General features: G+C 68.6%; 20 protein-coding genes. 8 read left to right on the top strand and 12 right to left on the bottom strand.

The window, feature by feature from the left end:
* Positions 1-36: 36 nt before the first annotated feature.
* Entirely contained in the window at positions 37-381 is a 345-nt protein-coding gene (locus V7E45_RS08580) for a hypothetical protein (RefSeq protein ID WP_333773491.1), read from the bottom strand.
* A 302-nt stretch (positions 382-683) separates the two neighbouring features.
* Here V7E45_RS08580 and V7E45_RS08575 point away from each other — a divergent pair, with 302 nt between their 5' ends.
* Positions 684-1250 carry a phosphatase PAP2 family protein gene (locus V7E45_RS08575; protein WP_333773490.1) on the top strand — a complete coding sequence of 189 codons (567 nt, stop codon included), beginning with the start codon at positions 684-686 and terminating at the stop codon, positions 1248-1250.
* Positions 1251-1383: 133 nt separating this feature from the next.
* Here the strand turns inward: V7E45_RS08575 and V7E45_RS08570 are convergent, their stop codons facing one another.
* Positions 1384-1764, bottom strand: coding sequence for a hypothetical protein (locus V7E45_RS08570; RefSeq protein ID WP_333773489.1), 381 nt, complete (start codon positions 1762-1764; stop codon positions 1384-1386).
* Between the two features lie 238 nt (positions 1765-2002).
* Positions 2003-2626: a TetR/AcrR family transcriptional regulator gene (locus V7E45_RS08565; RefSeq protein ID WP_333773488.1), complete on the bottom strand. Its 624-nt coding sequence runs from the start codon at positions 2624-2626 to the stop codon at positions 2003-2005.
* Between the two features lie 204 nt (positions 2627-2830).
* On the opposite strand from V7E45_RS08565, the gene V7E45_RS08560 reads away from it, so the two are divergent.
* Positions 2831-3412, top strand: a complete 582-nt coding sequence (locus V7E45_RS08560) for a hypothetical protein (protein WP_333773487.1) — start codon at positions 2831-2833, stop codon at positions 3410-3412.
* Between the two features lie 754 nt (positions 3413-4166).
* Here the strand turns inward: V7E45_RS08560 and pyrE are convergent.
* Positions 4167-4697, bottom strand: a complete 531-nt coding sequence (pyrE, locus tag V7E45_RS08555) for an orotate phosphoribosyltransferase (RefSeq protein ID WP_333773486.1) — start codon at positions 4695-4697, stop codon at positions 4167-4169.
* Positions 4698-5001: 304 nt separating this feature from the next.
* Here pyrE and V7E45_RS08550 point away from each other — a divergent pair, with 304 nt between their 5' ends.
* On the top strand, positions 5002-5706 hold the full coding sequence (locus V7E45_RS08550) for a cysteine hydrolase family protein (protein ID WP_333773485.1): 705 nt from the start codon (positions 5002-5004) through the stop codon (positions 5704-5706).
* A gap of 339 nt (positions 5707-6045) precedes the next feature.
* Here the strand turns inward: V7E45_RS08550 and V7E45_RS08545 are convergent, their stop codons facing one another.
* Complete coding sequence (locus tag V7E45_RS08545) at positions 6046-6603, bottom strand: GNAT family N-acetyltransferase (protein ID WP_333773484.1); 558 nt, start codon at positions 6601-6603, stop codon at positions 6046-6048.
* 385 nt (positions 6604-6988) lie between these two features.
* Here V7E45_RS08545 and V7E45_RS08540 point away from each other — a divergent pair, with 385 nt between their 5' ends.
* Positions 6989-7651: a Type 1 glutamine amidotransferase-like domain-containing protein gene (locus tag V7E45_RS08540; protein ID WP_333773510.1), complete on the top strand. Its 663-nt coding sequence runs from the start codon at positions 6989-6991 to the stop codon at positions 7649-7651.
* Here the strand turns inward: V7E45_RS08540 and V7E45_RS08535 are convergent.
* The 7 genes from V7E45_RS08535 to V7E45_RS08505 form a co-directional block, all read right to left on the bottom strand.
* Positions 7648-7860 (bottom strand): hypothetical protein, encoded by a 213-nt coding sequence (locus V7E45_RS08535; protein ID WP_333773483.1) that lies wholly within the window; start codon positions 7858-7860, stop codon positions 7648-7650. The genes V7E45_RS08540 and V7E45_RS08535 overlap by 4 nt on opposite strands.
* Before the next feature lie 77 nt (positions 7861-7937).
* Positions 7938-8150, bottom strand: a complete 213-nt coding sequence (locus tag V7E45_RS08530) for a SpoIIE family protein phosphatase (protein ID WP_333773482.1) — start codon at positions 8148-8150, stop codon at positions 7938-7940.
* Between the two features lie 55 nt (positions 8151-8205).
* On the bottom strand, positions 8206-9252 hold the full coding sequence (locus V7E45_RS08525; RefSeq protein ID WP_333773481.1) for an ATP-binding SpoIIE family protein phosphatase: 1047 nt from the start codon (positions 9250-9252) through the stop codon (positions 8206-8208).
* The gene (locus tag V7E45_RS08520) at positions 9240-9659 is read right to left on the bottom strand and encodes an ATP-binding protein (protein WP_333773480.1); all 420 of its coding nucleotides are present in this window, start codon (positions 9657-9659) and stop codon (positions 9240-9242) included. Before V7E45_RS08520 ends, V7E45_RS08525 begins: the two co-directional genes overlap by 13 nt.
* The gene (locus tag V7E45_RS08515) at positions 9656-10024 is read right to left on the bottom strand and encodes an STAS domain-containing protein (RefSeq protein WP_333773479.1); all 369 of its coding nucleotides are present in this window, start codon (positions 10022-10024) and stop codon (positions 9656-9658) included. The genes V7E45_RS08520 and V7E45_RS08515 overlap by 4 nt, the downstream gene beginning before the upstream one ends.
* Positions 10021-10869: an STAS domain-containing protein gene (locus tag V7E45_RS08510; RefSeq protein WP_443055980.1), complete on the bottom strand. Its 849-nt coding sequence runs from the start codon at positions 10867-10869 to the stop codon at positions 10021-10023. The genes V7E45_RS08515 and V7E45_RS08510 overlap by 4 nt, the downstream gene beginning before the upstream one ends.
* A gap of 223 nt (positions 10870-11092) precedes the next feature.
* Positions 11093-11572, bottom strand: a complete 480-nt coding sequence (locus tag V7E45_RS08505) for an ATP-binding protein (protein WP_333773478.1) — start codon at positions 11570-11572, stop codon at positions 11093-11095.
* Between the two features lie 294 nt (positions 11573-11866).
* On the opposite strand from V7E45_RS08505, the gene V7E45_RS08500 reads away from it, so the two are divergent.
* The 4 genes from V7E45_RS08500 (at position 11867) to V7E45_RS08485 (ending at position 15051) form a co-directional block, all read left to right on the top strand.
* Positions 11867-12823 carry a serine hydrolase gene (locus tag V7E45_RS08500; RefSeq protein WP_333773477.1) on the top strand — a complete coding sequence of 319 codons (957 nt, stop codon included), beginning with the start codon at positions 11867-11869 and terminating at the stop codon, positions 12821-12823.
* Between the two features lie 182 nt (positions 12824-13005).
* Positions 13006-13794, top strand: coding sequence for a helix-turn-helix transcriptional regulator (locus tag V7E45_RS08495; protein ID WP_333773476.1), 789 nt, complete (start codon positions 13006-13008; stop codon positions 13792-13794).
* 164 nt (positions 13795-13958) lie between these two features.
* The gene (locus V7E45_RS08490) at positions 13959-14513 is read left to right on the top strand and encodes a DoxX family protein (RefSeq protein ID WP_333773475.1); all 555 of its coding nucleotides are present in this window, start codon (positions 13959-13961) and stop codon (positions 14511-14513) included.
* Between the two features lie 151 nt (positions 14514-14664).
* Positions 14665-15051 carry a nuclear transport factor 2 family protein gene (locus V7E45_RS08485; protein WP_333773474.1) on the top strand — a complete coding sequence of 129 codons (387 nt, stop codon included), beginning with the start codon at positions 14665-14667 and terminating at the stop codon, positions 15049-15051.
* Positions 15052-15092: the final 41 nt, after the last annotated feature.

Genomic DNA, 15092 nt, shown 5'->3' with positions numbered 1-15092 from the left:
AGTGACGGGTGCGGTCCATCCGACCGTCGCCGAGGGTCAGTTGGCGGGGCGGAACCGCAGCGCCGACCAGGTGTCGTCGACGGCGATCTGCCGTACCGGGCGGACGCCCCGCTCGGACAGCGCAGCCGCCAGACGGTCACGGTTCAGATCCGTCCCCAGCTTCCCGCCCTTGGGATAGGCGACCCAGGTGAGAGCATCACGCTGCGCGGCGGCGAGAGCCGCCTGCGCGCCCGCACCGCAGAGATCGGAGGAGGTGGTCACGAAGACGACCACCACATCGGAAGTGGCGGCTTCGCCCACGGACTCCACCCCCAGGTCCAAGCCGTCGGGCCTGTCCAGCACCACGACACGCTGACCGGGCTTGATCTGTAGCTTGCTCATCACGGACATCCCCTGATGCTGCCAGTCCACGCGCTTCACCGCACTCCGGAGTGTCCGTTCCTTCCGCCGCCGCCTGCCGGACGGAGCGGCACCACCCGTGTCTCCGCCTGAGGTTGGTCGCCACTCGCGCGTGGCATGCCGCACGGCGCCTCGTCGCCGGCACGCCGTGCACCCGGAACCGAAGGAAGCCGCCAGGAACAGGCACCGCGACTGCACCCCCTCTCCGTCTCCTCCTCCCTCCCGGGTGGGCGCAGCCCCCCTGTCGACTGTCCGGTGGCGTCCAGCCCGGGAGCATGGAGTGGTTGTCTACGGGATACCTGCAGCTCATGGGAGTGCTGGCCTTGTTGCAGGCAACTGATCGGCGTCTGACCCAGCGGATGGCGGCTCGGCAGTCGCCCGGGGTGCACCACACGCTGTCGGCGGTGGAAGCGTGCGCCGAGGGCACGAAACTGTGGTGCTCGGCAGCCGCGGTGATGGCCGCGACCGGCGGTCGGCGGGGCCGGCGCGCGGCGGGAGCGGGCGTGGCGGCGCTGGCGCTGGCGCAGCTGGTGGCAAACGGGGTCTGCAAGCAGCTGGCCGCGCGGCCGCGGCCACCCAAGGAATGGATCCCCCACGGCAAGGTCGACGACCGCCCCGCCTCATCGTCCTTCCCCTCCGGACACACGGCAGCCGCCACCGCCTTCACCGCCGCCGTGCTCCCCATCTGGCCGACAGCGGGCCTGTTGTGCACGGTCCCGGCCGCCCTGGTCGCCATCGAACGCGTACACAACGGCGCCCACTACCCCAGCGACGTCGCCGCCGGCGCCGTGATCGGCCTGGCCGGCGCCTGGCTCGTCCGGCACGGCCCCGGCTGGGCGCTACGCCCGTGACTACCGGGAACCGCCCTGCTGGGCAGCGTGCACGGGTGACAGCGGCCGGCCGCGAGGACTGGTGCTGCGGATGGGGGCACGGTGCGGCGGCGGGCACGCGGTCGGAACGGCAGTCGTCCAGCCGGTGATGACGTCAAGCTGACGGTACAGCCGCCGTCGACCTGTTCATCGCCCCGGCAACCGCGCGGTGCAACGGGACCGCGGACAACACGACGAACACTCCGAAGACGGTGATGGGCAACAGCCAGAGCAACTGCGCGGGGCCGTCCCTCAACCAGTGCCGGTTGCCCCACCAGTTCCCGCTGACGTCCAACGCCATCACCGCACTTGCCAGCCAGATCCCCTCCCGCCGCACAAGCCCGACCAGCACAGCGGCAAGCGGATCGAGGATCACCAAGCCGACGAAGAACACCTGCAGAAAGGCTTGATGAAACGACGCGTAGGCGTGGATGCCGCCGCGCACCAGATCGGCGATGTGAGAAGCGGTGCCCTCGGCGAAACCGATCACGTACACCGCGAGAACCCATCTCGCCCACAAGGGCTGAGCACCCCACCGTTCCCACACCTTGGACCCCACCCTGCCACCCTAGAGGCCGGGTTCGTGGCATGCCTTCGCATCCAAGCCCCTTCCGGAGCCCACCGACGCTTCGCTGAGCGGCTCGCCCAGGGTGATTACCCGGCACCAGCCGGCCGACCACGACGACAAGAGAAGCGTCTGCGTGGGACGCTGGGCCGGCTGACCCGCGTAAGGGTCATGCGGGCAGGGCGGCCGGGGCCTCCGGTCCAGGCGTCGGCGTCGTATTCGACTGCAAAATGCCTTCGACGCCATGCAGGAAGGTCTCACAGATCAGCACCGGGTCGAAGAGGCAGCCCGCTGCCATGGCGCCGTCCCGGAGCATGACGAAGTGCCGACCTGCCGCGTCGGCCGGAGCACAGCCGGCGTCTTCCATTAGCTGCGTGGCGGTTTCGAGGAACCATTGCCGATGGGCCAGCACGGCCTGGTGGACGGGGTGCGCCGGGTCGGGATACTCGGCCGCCGCGTTCAGGAAGGCGCATCCGCGGAACCCCGAGGACCGGATGCCCTCGGCGATGGACCGGCTCACGGCCCGCACCGTGTCGGACGCCGGCAGGCGCTGTGCCTGGATGGCAGCCACCTGCCCGCGGATGCCCTGATCGGCCCGCTGAAGGTAGGAAAGGATCAGGTCGTCCTTCCCCTTGAAGTGCCGATACAGGGTGGCGCGGGTGACCTGAGCCTCCGCGATGATCCGGTCCACGCCAACAGAGTGGATGCCCTCGGCGTAGAAGATCCGGGTCGCCGTGTCGAGCAGCCGCATCCGCGCCTCGGACACGCTCCCACCCTGTGTGCCTGCACTCATGGCGTCGACTGTAACAGCTGACAAGGGAGAACGTTCGGTCTTGACAGGGCGAAGGGGGTGCCCCTTAGATGAGATGGCAGAACGAACGTTCTCCCTCCTCCTCGGTCGCACCTGACCCGTGCGGCGGTGGTCGCAGTACACCTGTCAGACCACAGCCCCGATTTCCCACCCACGCCCGCATCCGCCGTCACCGAAAGGCCCCTCATGGACTCCTCCATCGCCGCCGCCCCGGCCCCCACCGCGAGCGACACCGCAGCGCTGCGCCGCCTGTACCTCCTGCGCTTCGCGTTCGCCGTAGTGTGGGCCGCCCTTGTGCTCGCCTCCGCTCACACCCTCGACCCCCTCAGCGCGACGTTGCTGGTGATCTACCCGTCGTTCGATGTGGTGTGCGCGGTCATCGACGCCAGGTCCGCCAAGGCGAACCGCGGCCCAGTGCGCGGCCTGTACGCGAACATGGCGATCAGCACCCTCACCGCCGCGGGTCTGATCGCCGCCGCCACCTCAGGCATACCGGCAGTGCTCAGGGTCTGGGGCGCCTGGGCCATCACCGCGGGACTCGTTCAACTGATCATCGGTGTCCTGCGGCGCGGCATGGCTGGACACTGGCCGATGATCGCCAGCGGTGCCATCTCCACTCTCGCCGGGGCCTCCTTCATAGCCCAGGCGGCCAAGAGCGACGCCTCCCTGAGCGCTCTGGCCGGCTACGCCTTCCTGGGCGGCGTCTTCTTCCTCATCTCCGCACTCCGTCTGGGACAGGCCGACAAGTCCAACCGAATCGCCTCTTGAGATGCCACCGACGCGTTGGCGTACGCGGAACCCGAACCCGGGGCCGCGCAAGTGGGTTAAGGCGGCTAATTCCGCCGGTGATTCTGCACGGTCCGCCCCCGAACTACCCCTGACCGCCGCCGCGCCGGTGAGCCCCGCTGCCCGCCGTGCTGTCCTGCGTCCCGTCCAGCGCACCACTGTTCAGGCTTGATACCGGGGCGGACCGCACACTGTTCATGCCCGACCCACAGCTCAGCTGACCTCCGTGACCGGCCGCGCAACAGGTCCTGCGGGCGCCCCTCCCCGAACGGAGGGGCGTTCCCCGTTGTAGGACATGCCCGACCAGCGCACACCCCGCAGATCGAAGCTAAGTCCACGGTGATCTGACGTTCTGGGTCGCGGGTGATCAGGTCGACGCCATGGCCGAGCAAGACCGGCCGCATCTGGGCTACTGCGGCTCGTTGCTCGGCCCCAACGGCTGGGCCGGCGACGCAGCGGCAGCCTTGAGTTCGCGCACCGTCCCATAGGAGCAACCGCTCTCTTGGCAGCCCGACCGTCAGCGAGGCCTCACCGTTCGGCCGGCGGGGCCCTCTCCGCTGACGACGAAGGTGCCCAGGACGGAGGCAAAGAGCCCTCGAGACGGTCATCGTCCGGGGAGTGCCACCCTCCTGCGCGCAGCCTGCATTTCGCCTACGGGGGCTCGGGTGCGCGGCGGCCTCGGCTTGCAAGACCTCGGTCCTGGTCTTGCAACCGCCGGTGCAGGCAAGGTCCGGCGTCAGGACGCGGCAGCTGCCCGCAGGTCTTCGGCCGTCAGCAAGGCCTTCAGGCGGATGCCCTCTGCCCGTAGAGCTTCGGCACCGCCCTGCTGTCGGTCGATCACGCACAGGGCCCCATCCACCCGGGCCCCCAGGGTCCGGAGGTCCGCAGTCGAGAGCACGATCTGCCCACCGCTGGTGACGACGTCCTCGACGATCAGCACCTTCCGGCCCGCTACCTCCGCACCCTCGGCCAGACGGCATGTGCCGTACGGCTTGGCCTGCTTACGCACGAACGCGCAAGGAAGGCCCGTGTGTCGGCCAAGTGCGGTCACTACCGGGATGCCGCCCATCTCCAGGCCGGCCAGGACCTGCGTGTCCGACGGCACCAAAGCGGCCATCCGCCGGGCGATTTCATCCAGCAGGACGGGATCCGCCTCGAACCGGTACTTGTCGAAGTACTCCGTGGCAGTACGGCCCGACCGGAGCGTGAACTCGCCGGTCAGGTGAGAGGCGGCATGGATTCGGAGAGCAAGATCAGAATGAGTCACAGGCAATCACTCTCCCAGCCACCTCACTTGACCGACACACCGGCTCCCCGCAGGACTTCGCTGCACGGCCTGCTGGACATGGACCAGTCGCGACCAACCCGGACGAATCCAGCAGCACGTCCATGGAACAGGTGGTTCCCAGCGCGTCCGGCCAGGCGAGGCGTGCCCTGAGTCGCGAGTCCAGACGGCGCGGTTGGCAGCCGTGCAGCAAGTCGGCTGGGAATCCCGGCATTGCGAGTCCCAGCATGCTGCTACTCTCGCACCTCGAAACGAGGTATATCGGATTCGGTGTGAGAAGGACTGGATGTCGTATACCGAGGAATGGGTGACCGCGCGGGCACGGGACGCCTACGAGCACGGCCGGGCATCCTTCGACGTACGGCCGAAGCGGACGGCGCTACTTGTCGTCGACATGCAGGATGAGTTCGTACAGCCCGGCTGGAGCCCCTACTGGGTGCCGGCTGCGACCCGGATGGCGCCAAGACTGCGTCGGCTGGTCGAGAGGTGCCGATCCGCCTCGGTACCGGTGATCTGGACCATCTTCGACGACACACATCTCGGACTGGACCGACCGAAAGCCCTGCGTTACCTCCCGCACGCCGACGCCGACTGGCGTCGCCCGGGTCCTGCCGAGGTGTGGGACCAGATGGGTCGTCAGCCCGACGAGGCCCTGATCCGCAAGCCCTCCTACGGCGCGTTCTACGACACCCCGCTCGACACGATGCTCCGCAACCTCGGCCGCGACACAGTCATTGTCAGGGGAACACTCACCAACTACTGCTGTGGCACCACGGCCCGGCAGGCGTACGAGCGCGGCTACAAGGTCGTGTTCGGTGCAGATGTCACGGCCACCGACGACGAGTCCCGGCAGGAGCCAGAACTCGCCGTCCTGCGCAAAGGCTTCGCACTCGTCTTGACCGCGGAGGAGATCACGAACCAACTGGCCACAGCCGACGCCCGCCCACAAGAGGAGGCCGATACAGCGGATGTCGGCTGTAGTGGGCATTGATTCGGGATCAGGTCGTCGGCACTCTGAATCGGATGATCAAGCGAATCGTGGTGGCGGGGGCTGCCGGATCCGGCAGGAGCACGTTGGCCAGAGCCCTGGGGGAAGCTCTGGGAGCACCGGTCACGGACCTGGATCTGTTGTTCTGGGGACCGGCCTGGAGCCGTGTCGACCTCGGCCTGTTCCGTATGAGGACACAACAGGCGCGCTGGTCGGTCAGAGCTGCTCGACCGACCTGAGTTCGGCCACGTGCGCTTGGTCCATCTGCAGAGCGGGCAGGCCGTGGCCGCCCGGTGGGCCAGCTGTGTCGAACGGGGGTCGGTGGCCCGCGTGCCCAGCAGCTTACGGTTCGCAGATCGAGTGCAGCCGGGCGAACTCGTCAGCGAGCATGCCAACTATGACCAGATCACGGTGCCGGCCATCGAGGAACACGTGATCACGAAGGCGGCCCTCCTCAGTGAAGCCGAGCCGTCGGTGGAGTGACAGCGACGCTTCGTTGTGGGCGAAGATCCTGGCCTGGCACCTGTGATAGCGCCGTTCGGCGAACATGAAACGGAGCAACAGCAGGATGGCTTCACCCGCGTAGCCCTTGCGCCGGTGGTCGGCACCGATCGTCACACCGTACTCGAACCAGCCGGCACGAGAATCAGCAAGATGCGAGCCGACAGCACCGACTGTTGCGCCCGTGTCCACGGCTTCTATCGCCAGCTGGAAGCAGTCACCGTCCGCTTTGGCAACGGCTTGCTCCTGCGCCCAAGCGCGATAGCCCTCGGCGGAGCGAGGCGGCTGCGGCAGGTCTCCCAGTCCCTCCTCGTCCGCGGTGAAGCGCATGAACGCCGTCCAGTCGTTGGGCTCGATACCGCGAAGGCGCACCCGTTTGCCGGTCCAGAGCGATGTCATCCCCTATTTGATCACGCTGTCGCTAGGCAGTTCCAGGCTTGCTACCACCGAGACAAACTGAGCTCTTGCGGGCTGTCTCCGGTGAAAGGCTCTCCCACTCGACCGCGGCGTTCGCGGGATACAGGGGCCCACAGGAACGTTCTTGGGCGCTCTACGCGGGCTGAAGCCCTTGACCGCAGTCGCCGACCCGTCATCGGGCCCGATGAAGTGATCTGCCCAGTCATCCACTGCAGCATCGTGCCTGGCCCCCAGGCCACGCGACCAGCAGGATCCGCAGGACAGTCTTAGGCCATGCACGCCACCCTACGCCAAACGGCAGGCTACCGTGATGCGTCGGCGAACTGCGGATTGTCGACGCGCGCGCTCGACGCCTTGGGAGGACATGATGAAGCTTCTCCTCACAGACTCCGGCATCAAGAACGCGAGCATTCGGCATGCGCTGGTCGACCTGCTGGGCAAGCCGATCGCCGAGTCCCGCGCCCTGTGCATCCCCACCGCCGGGTATGGGGCCCCCGACGCCGATCCGGGCGGCGCATGGCGATTCATCAGCGGACGATCGCCCTGCCCCATGACCGACTTGGGGTGGAAGTCGGTGGGCGTGTTGGAACTCACCGCGCTGCCCAGCATCGACAGGGCCCGTTGGGTCTCTTGGGTCCGGGAGGCCGACGTCCTGCTGGTCAATGGCGGTGACGCGCTCTACCTGTGCCACTGGATGCGGGAGTCCGGGCTGGCTGAACTCCTGCCGTCGCTGGCCGACATGGTCTACGTGGGGCTCAGCGCCGGAAGCATGGTGCTGACCCCCCGCATCGGGCAGGAATTCGTGGGCTGGACGCCGCCCAACGGCGGCGACAGTACGCTGGGCCTGGTCGATTTTTCGATCTTCCCGCACCTGGATCATCCGGCTTGCCCGGAGAACACCATGGCCGCGGCAGAACAATGGGCGGCCGAGATCACGGGTCCGGCGTACGCCATCGATGAGCAGACCGCCATCAAGGTGGCCGACGGCGCCGTCGAAGTAGTCTCCGAAGGCCGCTGGAAGCCGTTCTAGACGTCGCTTCTCTTGGTGTGACCGTTCGCTGAACTGTGCATGATGGGCTCGGTTACGCGGTTACCGCTGGGGACCAGAGCCTCTTCGCGCGCCGTCGCCATCACCGACCCACCCTCCATCGCGCCCACCTGATTGACGGCGGAGAGGCGGAATTCACTGACCTTCAGGCCCTTGGGGATCCGGGTGAAGCGAGCCTTGCTGACCGCCACCGGACCTGTGCGGAGTTGGCCGAGCCGCCTTTCGGCACCCGGATGCGAGCCATGACCGCCTTCCGGCGCGGGCCGCGTCACGGGCTGACCGCGTTCACGCGGACCGCCATCAGCGCCACGTCGTCGCTGCCGTCCGGGAGCAGGCGGTCGAGGAGTTTGGCACAGACCCCTTCCGGGTCCGCGGCGCCCACTTCGCCAACCAGCCCGGCGAGGGCACTCAGGGAGTGCTCGAGGTCTTCGTGCCGGTGTCCGACCAGCCCGTCCGTGACGAGGGGGCGCAGTGTGATCACGTCGCCCCCTGGCGGAGCGCGATCGTGAGCACCTCGTGCACGGATGGCCGAGGGGTCATGTCGGCCGGTGCAGGGCAACGACGATCCCGGCGTCGTCCCTGCGTACCGCGGTCTGGTTCAGAAGCTGGCCGACGACCATGGAGGGGGCCTGGGTGAAGAGACCGGGGAAGTCTCGGGGCCGCCACCGGTCGCTGAGGCCGTCGGAGTGCATGACGAGGGCGGTACCGGGCGGGAACGGCATCGCTTGACTGCGCGCGCGAGGCAGTTGCACACCGGCGATACCGGGTGTCGAGAGCAGTCCGTTGCGGCTGTCACCGTGCGCGAGCAGCGCGGTGATGTTGCCGACGCCGCTGAGGTGTACGCGCTGGTCGGTCAGATCGACCAGGGCGATCGCGACCGCCGCTCCGCGGCTTCCCCTGAGTCCCTCGTGCACATCGCGCAGCACGGCCTCCGGGCTGATGTGCCGGCACTCGCGGAACGCCGCCCGGGCCTGGTCCGCGGCCCGGGCCGCGAGGGGTCCGTGCCCCAGTCCGTCGCACATCATCAGCAGCAGCGCCTGTGCGGAGGGACCGTCCACGGCGCGTACGGCCCAGGTGTCGCCGCACAGCTGCTCGCCGCTGATCGGGCGGGTCAGGCCGCCCGTCGCCACGACCTCGGGTTCGGCAGCCCGTCCGTCCGTCCAGAACTGCGCGCAGACCACCGTGCCACGGCCGGGCAGGGAGTGGATGCCGGAGAAGTCGGCGAGCCGCTCGATGGCGCCCATCCCGATGCCGAGGGTGCCGTAGGCGGACGTGCCGTCGCGCAGCGCACGCGGCACGTCGGCGATCCCGGGGCCGTTGTCGAGCGAGAGGCACTCGACGCCGGCGCGGCCGCGGGCCCGCACCACGCGCAGGGCGAGGGAGCCGTCGTCGGCGTGCTTGAGGAGGTTGGTGGCCATCTCCGTCACGCACAGCTCGACGCGGGAGACGCGTTCCTCGGACAGCCCGACAGCACGAGCCAACTGCCCCGCCTGCCGGCGTGCCGCGGCGGCCAGGGCGATGTCCGCGCGCAGCCAGTGGACATCGCCGGCCTCGGCGACGAGGCCTGTGTTCACCGGCCCCACTTCACAATGCGCACCGTGGTGCCTCCCTCGCCGGACTCGATGTCGAACTCGTCGACGAGGCGCTTGGCACCGCTGAGACCGAGGCCCAGGCCGTTGCCGGACGTCCAGCCGTCCTGCATCGCCGCTTCGACGTCCGGTATGCCGGGTCCCTTGTCCTGGAACTCGACGTAGACGCCGGAGCGGCTGTCGTCGGCGACGTTGGCCGCGCGCACCACGCCTCCGCCACCGTAGATGAGCATGTTGCGCCCCAGCTCGCTGGCCGCCGTGACCAGTTTGGTCTGGTGGACCAGCGACAGTCCCCCTCGCTGGGCCAGGGTGCGGACCACCTGACGAGCGTTGACGACGTCGCTGCTGGTGGTCACGGCGACGGTCTCGGCCGCGGCGAGGGACGGTCCGTAGTCCCTCATGCGCGGCCTGCGTTGAGGCGCCGCAGCAGTTTGAGTCCGCGTTCCAGGTTCAGGGCGGTGCGGACACCGTTCAGGGACAGTCCGAGCTCGACGAGGGTCATGGCGACCGCGGGCCGCATGCCGACGACGATCGTCTCGGCTCCGAGCATGCGCGAGATCGACGCGTTGGTGGCCAGCATGCGTCCGACGAAGGAATCGACGATCTCCAGGGCGGAGATGTCGATGACGACGCCTTTCGCACCGGTGTCGACGATGCGGTTCGACAGGTCTTCCTGGAGGTCCAGCACCGTCTGGTCCTCCAGGTCGAACTGGATGGAGACCAGGAGGATCTCACCGATCTTGAGGACGGGAACGCGGTCGGTCACAGCAGGCCCCGCACGTCGTCCTCGGCGTCCTTGGCGACTTCCTTCAGCGCCTGACGCAGCGCGTCCGCCAGGGAGGAGTTCGTCGGGATGTCACCGAACTCGATGCCGAGCGCCACGATGGTCTGGGCGATCTGCGGCCGGATGCCGGAGATGATGCACTGCGCGCCCATCATGCGGGCGGCGACCACGGTCTTCAGCAGGTGCTGCGCGACCTGGGTGTCCACGGTCGGCACACCGGTGATGTCGATGATGGCGTGCGTGGAGTCGCTGTCGACCAGGGTCTGCAGCAGCTTCTCCATGACGACCTGGGTGCGGGCCGAGTCCAGGGTCCCCACCAGCGGGACGCCGACGACGCCGTCCCACAGCTTCACTACGGGAGTGGAGAGTTCGAGGAGCTGCTCGGCCTGGGCCGAGATGATCTCCTCACGGGTTCGTATGAACGCCTCGGTGGTGAGCAGGCCGAGGTCGTCCAGCAACCGGGCGAACTGGAGATAGGCACGCGCACCCTGCTCGTCGGCGGCGAGGGTCGGCTCCAGCACCTCCTTGAGAGCGAAGACGCTCCGGGCCGTCTCCGTAGGGCTGAAGCCCTGCCGGGCACGACTGCGGGAGAGCTCGATCAGCAGGCTCCGCGTCTCACCGAACTGCTCGGCCCGACTGTTCAGACCGCCTTCGGTGACGGCCTTGAGGATGGCGTCGTACAACTCGCCCAGTTCCAGGCCCAGCTCGGCGGTGCTCAGCCTGCCCAGTAGGTCGTCACCGACCAACCTGGTCCATTGGACCAGGAACGTGTCCCGGTGCGTGGCCAGGGTTTCGACCAGATGGCGCGTATTGCTGTCAGTGGCCACGAGATTCCCTCGAACAAGTGATTGAATATGCCACGCAGACAATACGTCAGTCGCGCCTACTCGCTGTTCACGTATTCCACCAAAGCGGCACTTCCTTCATCGGGAGGCCACATATCTGCCGCGCCGGAGAACAGGCAGCACAAGCCGACTCTCGTCGCGCGTGCACAAGGGGCGCGCGTATCAGCATGCTTGGGCTGACCGCAGGGGGTGTTCAGGGGATGCTCTACAGAGGCGGGCGCCCAGAGACAGCGCCGCCGGGGTCGTCCGCAAGGGCGATGCGGGCGGTGATGCGTTTGCCGACGAGCTCGCGCTGCACCTCGAAGCCTTGGGCGACGGCCATCACGATCTCCAGACCGTGCTGTCCGACCCGGCCCGCGTCAGCGGCCCGGGCGATGGGAAGGGTCGGGTCGGAATCCCACACTACGACCTCGACGACATCGCCAACGATGCGCAGGTCCAGCAGCACCGGGCCGGGGGCGTACTTGCGGGCGTTGGTGACCAGTTCACTGACCACCAACTGGGTCAGGTCCATGGCACGCTGCGAGACAGGCAGGCCGTGATCGGACTGGACCCGGGCAAGAAAGCCGGCAGCCACCTGACGGGACTCGGCGATGACCCCGCCGTCACCCTCCAAAGCCAGGGTGATCTGTAGGTCCTGATCGCCCGAAGTGGTGCCTTCTTTACCCACGAGCACTGGTTCCATCGAGCCGCCTTCCGTCGCCCTTCCGCCCACCCGCGTACCCGGGCAACCGCGGGCGACACCTGACACGCCTACGTGATCTGCATCTCACCAGGCCCTTCCGTACGGTTCGCGCCCACGCAGCGCCCGACAAGCCCGCGGGGCGGCCTCATCATCCGATCAGTGCGCGGGTTGGCCGTGCCACTCGATGCACCGGTCGTCGGCCAGAACGAGCGGGTCGGCGGGCCGGGATGCGGGGTGCGGTTCGCCGTGCGCGAATCGTCACCGGTGTGGGCGGGGGCGGGGCATCGTGGCCGGATGATCGAGGAGACGCTTCAGCAGGTGTTCGCGGAGGCCGGATGCGAGGGCAGTGTGGCTGTCCTGGACATCGACGGTGAGGGCCGGGTGGTGTGCGGAGACGGCGAATCGATGGTCGCCGCGTCCACGTTCAAGATCGTGGTGGCGTTGGAGCTGTTCTGTCAGGCCGCCGAGGGAAGCCTGGATGTCACCCAGCGTGTCCGGCTCTCGCCGGCACAGGCCACGCCGGGCGGCCAGGGGTTCTGCATCTTCGAGGACGAGGCTGAGGTCTCTCTGCGGGATGTCGCCCGGATGATGCTCACCATCAGCGACAACACCGCGACCGACCTGTTGATCCACCGGGTGTCGCTGTCCCGCATCCGCGCCCGCCTGGCCCGCCTGGGTCTGGACCGCATCCGGCTGGCCGGCACCATCCGTCAGGAATTCGATGCCATCGGCCGCGACACGGGCTACGCGGGATGGACCGAGATGACCCGTGCGATGAGTGAAGCCGGCTCACCGGCGGAGGCCGCGCACATATGGGAGCGCGCCCTGTCCGCTCCGTCCCTGCGGCCTGGCCGCATCACCAGCGCGACGGCCGGACAGATGGCGGCCCTGCTGAAGCTGATCTGGCTCGACCAGGCGGGCCCCGCTGCCGCCTGCCAGGAGGTGCGGACCCTGCTCGGCCAGCAGCGGCTGATCCGGAAGATCGCCACCGGTTTCGGGGAGGAGATCCGGGTGGCAGCCAAATCAGGCACCGTCCCCGGCTGCGCAAGCAACGACGCGGGGGTGGTGCAGTACCCGGACGGTTCCCGCTACGCGGTGGCGGTGTTCACCAGACCGGCCGGAGCAGGGTCCAGGGCCCCGCATACTCCCCAGGCCGATTCCGTGATCGGTACCGTGGCCCGGCTCGCGGTCGAGCACCTGCACCGACAGCAGGAGAAGACGGCATCCGGGAACACGGGCACCAGGGCATGACAGTGGTGAGGGGCGGCCCACCTTTCCGGTCAGCGGTGAGTTCGCCCACGACGGCCCTCGTCCCGGCCTTACGCCAGTTACGCGTACAGACCTTGGCCTTATTCAGGAAGGTCATCAAGACATGCAGGCCATGACGGGTGAGGGACACTTGTGCCCACCCGGATGGGGGTTAGTGTGGTCGTGTGGCTTCCGATCCGGGCGTGCGGGCCGACAGCGCGGACAGCGCCGACGACTCCCACGTCGCCGTCCACCCCGACAGTGCCATCAACTCGGTCAGCGTGCTGAGCGAGGACTCGCGCCGGCGCATGTTCACCTTCATCCGGCGCGCTGGCCGAGCCGTCACCCGGGACGAGGCCGCCGCCAGCGTCGGCATCTCCCGCAAGCTCGCCGCCTTCCACCTCGACAAGCTCGTCGAGGCCGGGCTGCTGCGCACGCGCTACGGCAGGCCGGGCGGGATCCGCAAGGTCGGCCGGCAGCCCAAGGTCTACGAGCCCACCGACGCCCAGATCACCGTGAACATCCCCGACCGGCGCCACGAGCTCCTGGCCGACCTGCTCCTGGACGCCGTCCTGACCGAGCAGGCGGACGAGAACGCCACACAGGCGGCCATGCGAACGGCTGAGCGACGCGGCCGGCAGTTGGGCGAGGCCGCACGTGAGGAGACCCGCCCTGGCCGCCTGGGCCCCGAGCGCGGGCTGACCGTCTGCGAGCGGCTGCTGGACCGGTACGGCTACGAACCCGTCCGGGAAACCCCCACCCGGCTCAGGCTGCGCAACTGCCCCTTCCACCCGCTGGCCGGGAAGGCCCCGGAACTCGTGTGCGGGATGAACAAGGCGTTCCTCAGCGGCTACATCGACGGCCTCGAGGTCAGCGGCGTCGAGGCCGTCCTGGCCCCGGAGCCCGGGGAATGCTGCGTTCGCCTCAGCCCGAGCGAGCACGATCATGACGGCCGGACGGTCCAGGACCGCTGAGGCGAGGCCTGCCACCGCCCCGCTGTACGGCACCGCCATCGGCGGGGGGACGCAGAAAGGCATGCGGTACGGCACGGCGCCGCGCGAGGGGGTCCGCCCGCCATGCGTGCTCGTCACCTGCCCGAACAGGGGGGATCCCGGCCCTTGAAACCGGAGCTACCACCATGTCGCCCAAGCACACATTGAACCGTCCTGTCCGTCCGACGCGGTCCGCCGCACATACCGCCACCGCCCCCGGGGCCGCCGCCGACTGCGGCCTCCTGCTGATCAGACTCACCTTCGGCCTGCTGATGGCCGGTCATGGCGCTCAGAAGGTCTTCGGACTGTTCGGGGGCCACGGGCTGGCGGCGACCGGAAAGGGGTTCGCGGCGCTCGGCTTCCACCCCGGCAAACTGTTCGCCGTGGTCGGCGGCATGTCCGAGCTGCTCGGCGGCCTGGGTCTGGCCCTGGGCCTGCTGACCCCGCTGGCAGCCGCCGCACTGATCGGCGTCATGATCAACGCGATGGCCACGGTCACGGGTGCTCACGGCCTGTGGGAGAGCGAGGGCGGCGTTGAGTACAGCGTCTGTATCGCCGTCGTCGCCCTGGCCATCGCCGCAATCGGGCCCGGTCGACTGGCAGTCGACCGCTTCTTCCCCTGGGGTGCGGGCGGCTTCAAGCAGGCAGGTCTCGCCCTCGGCCTCGGCGGCCTGGCCGCCGCGGTCACCTTGAGTCTTTGACATCTCCCGGTCATCTGGTCCCCCACCAGCGGCGCCCGCGGGCCGGGAGCACGCCTGGCCACGGGGTCGTTCGGGAGATGCTGAAGCCGGGCTGTGCGCCGGGTGGTAACTCAGGTGTGACGGGCTTGGCCACCTGAGCAAAAATGCCCGCATGAGCCGAGAGACGAATGAGGTACGCGAAGCGATAGCAGGCGAGCTGCGCCTCATGGACCCGAAGGTGCGCGCATCACGCTCGCTTGCCCGGCAACTACTGGACCCGGACTTCGTAGAGGTCGGAGCTTCGGGGCGGCGGTGGACCTATGACGAGATGCTTGCCTCGATGCCCGAGATGGACGGTGCGGCGGAAGGCGGTCCGCGCTACGAGCCGTCAGAGTTCACCGGTGTCCTGCTGGCCCCCGGTCTGGTGCACCTGACTTACGAGACCACGCTGAATGGAAGCCGGGCACGGCGCAGTTCGCTCTGGCGCAAGCAGGGTGCAGACGCAACCTGGCAGATGTACTACCACCAGGCCACGCCCATCCCGGCCGACAGCGAGTAACAGCAAGTCTCGGACGGTGATCGTTCGCTGTCCCTTCCACG

It is taken from the genome of Streptomyces sp. IBSBF 3136, from assembly GCF_036815105.1.
Taxonomy (GTDB): domain Bacteria; phylum Actinomycetota; class Actinomycetes; order Streptomycetales; family Streptomycetaceae; genus Streptomyces.
The sequence above is the reverse complement of the archived record's forward strand: the minus strand, read 5'-3'. Positions and strand labels throughout refer to the sequence as shown.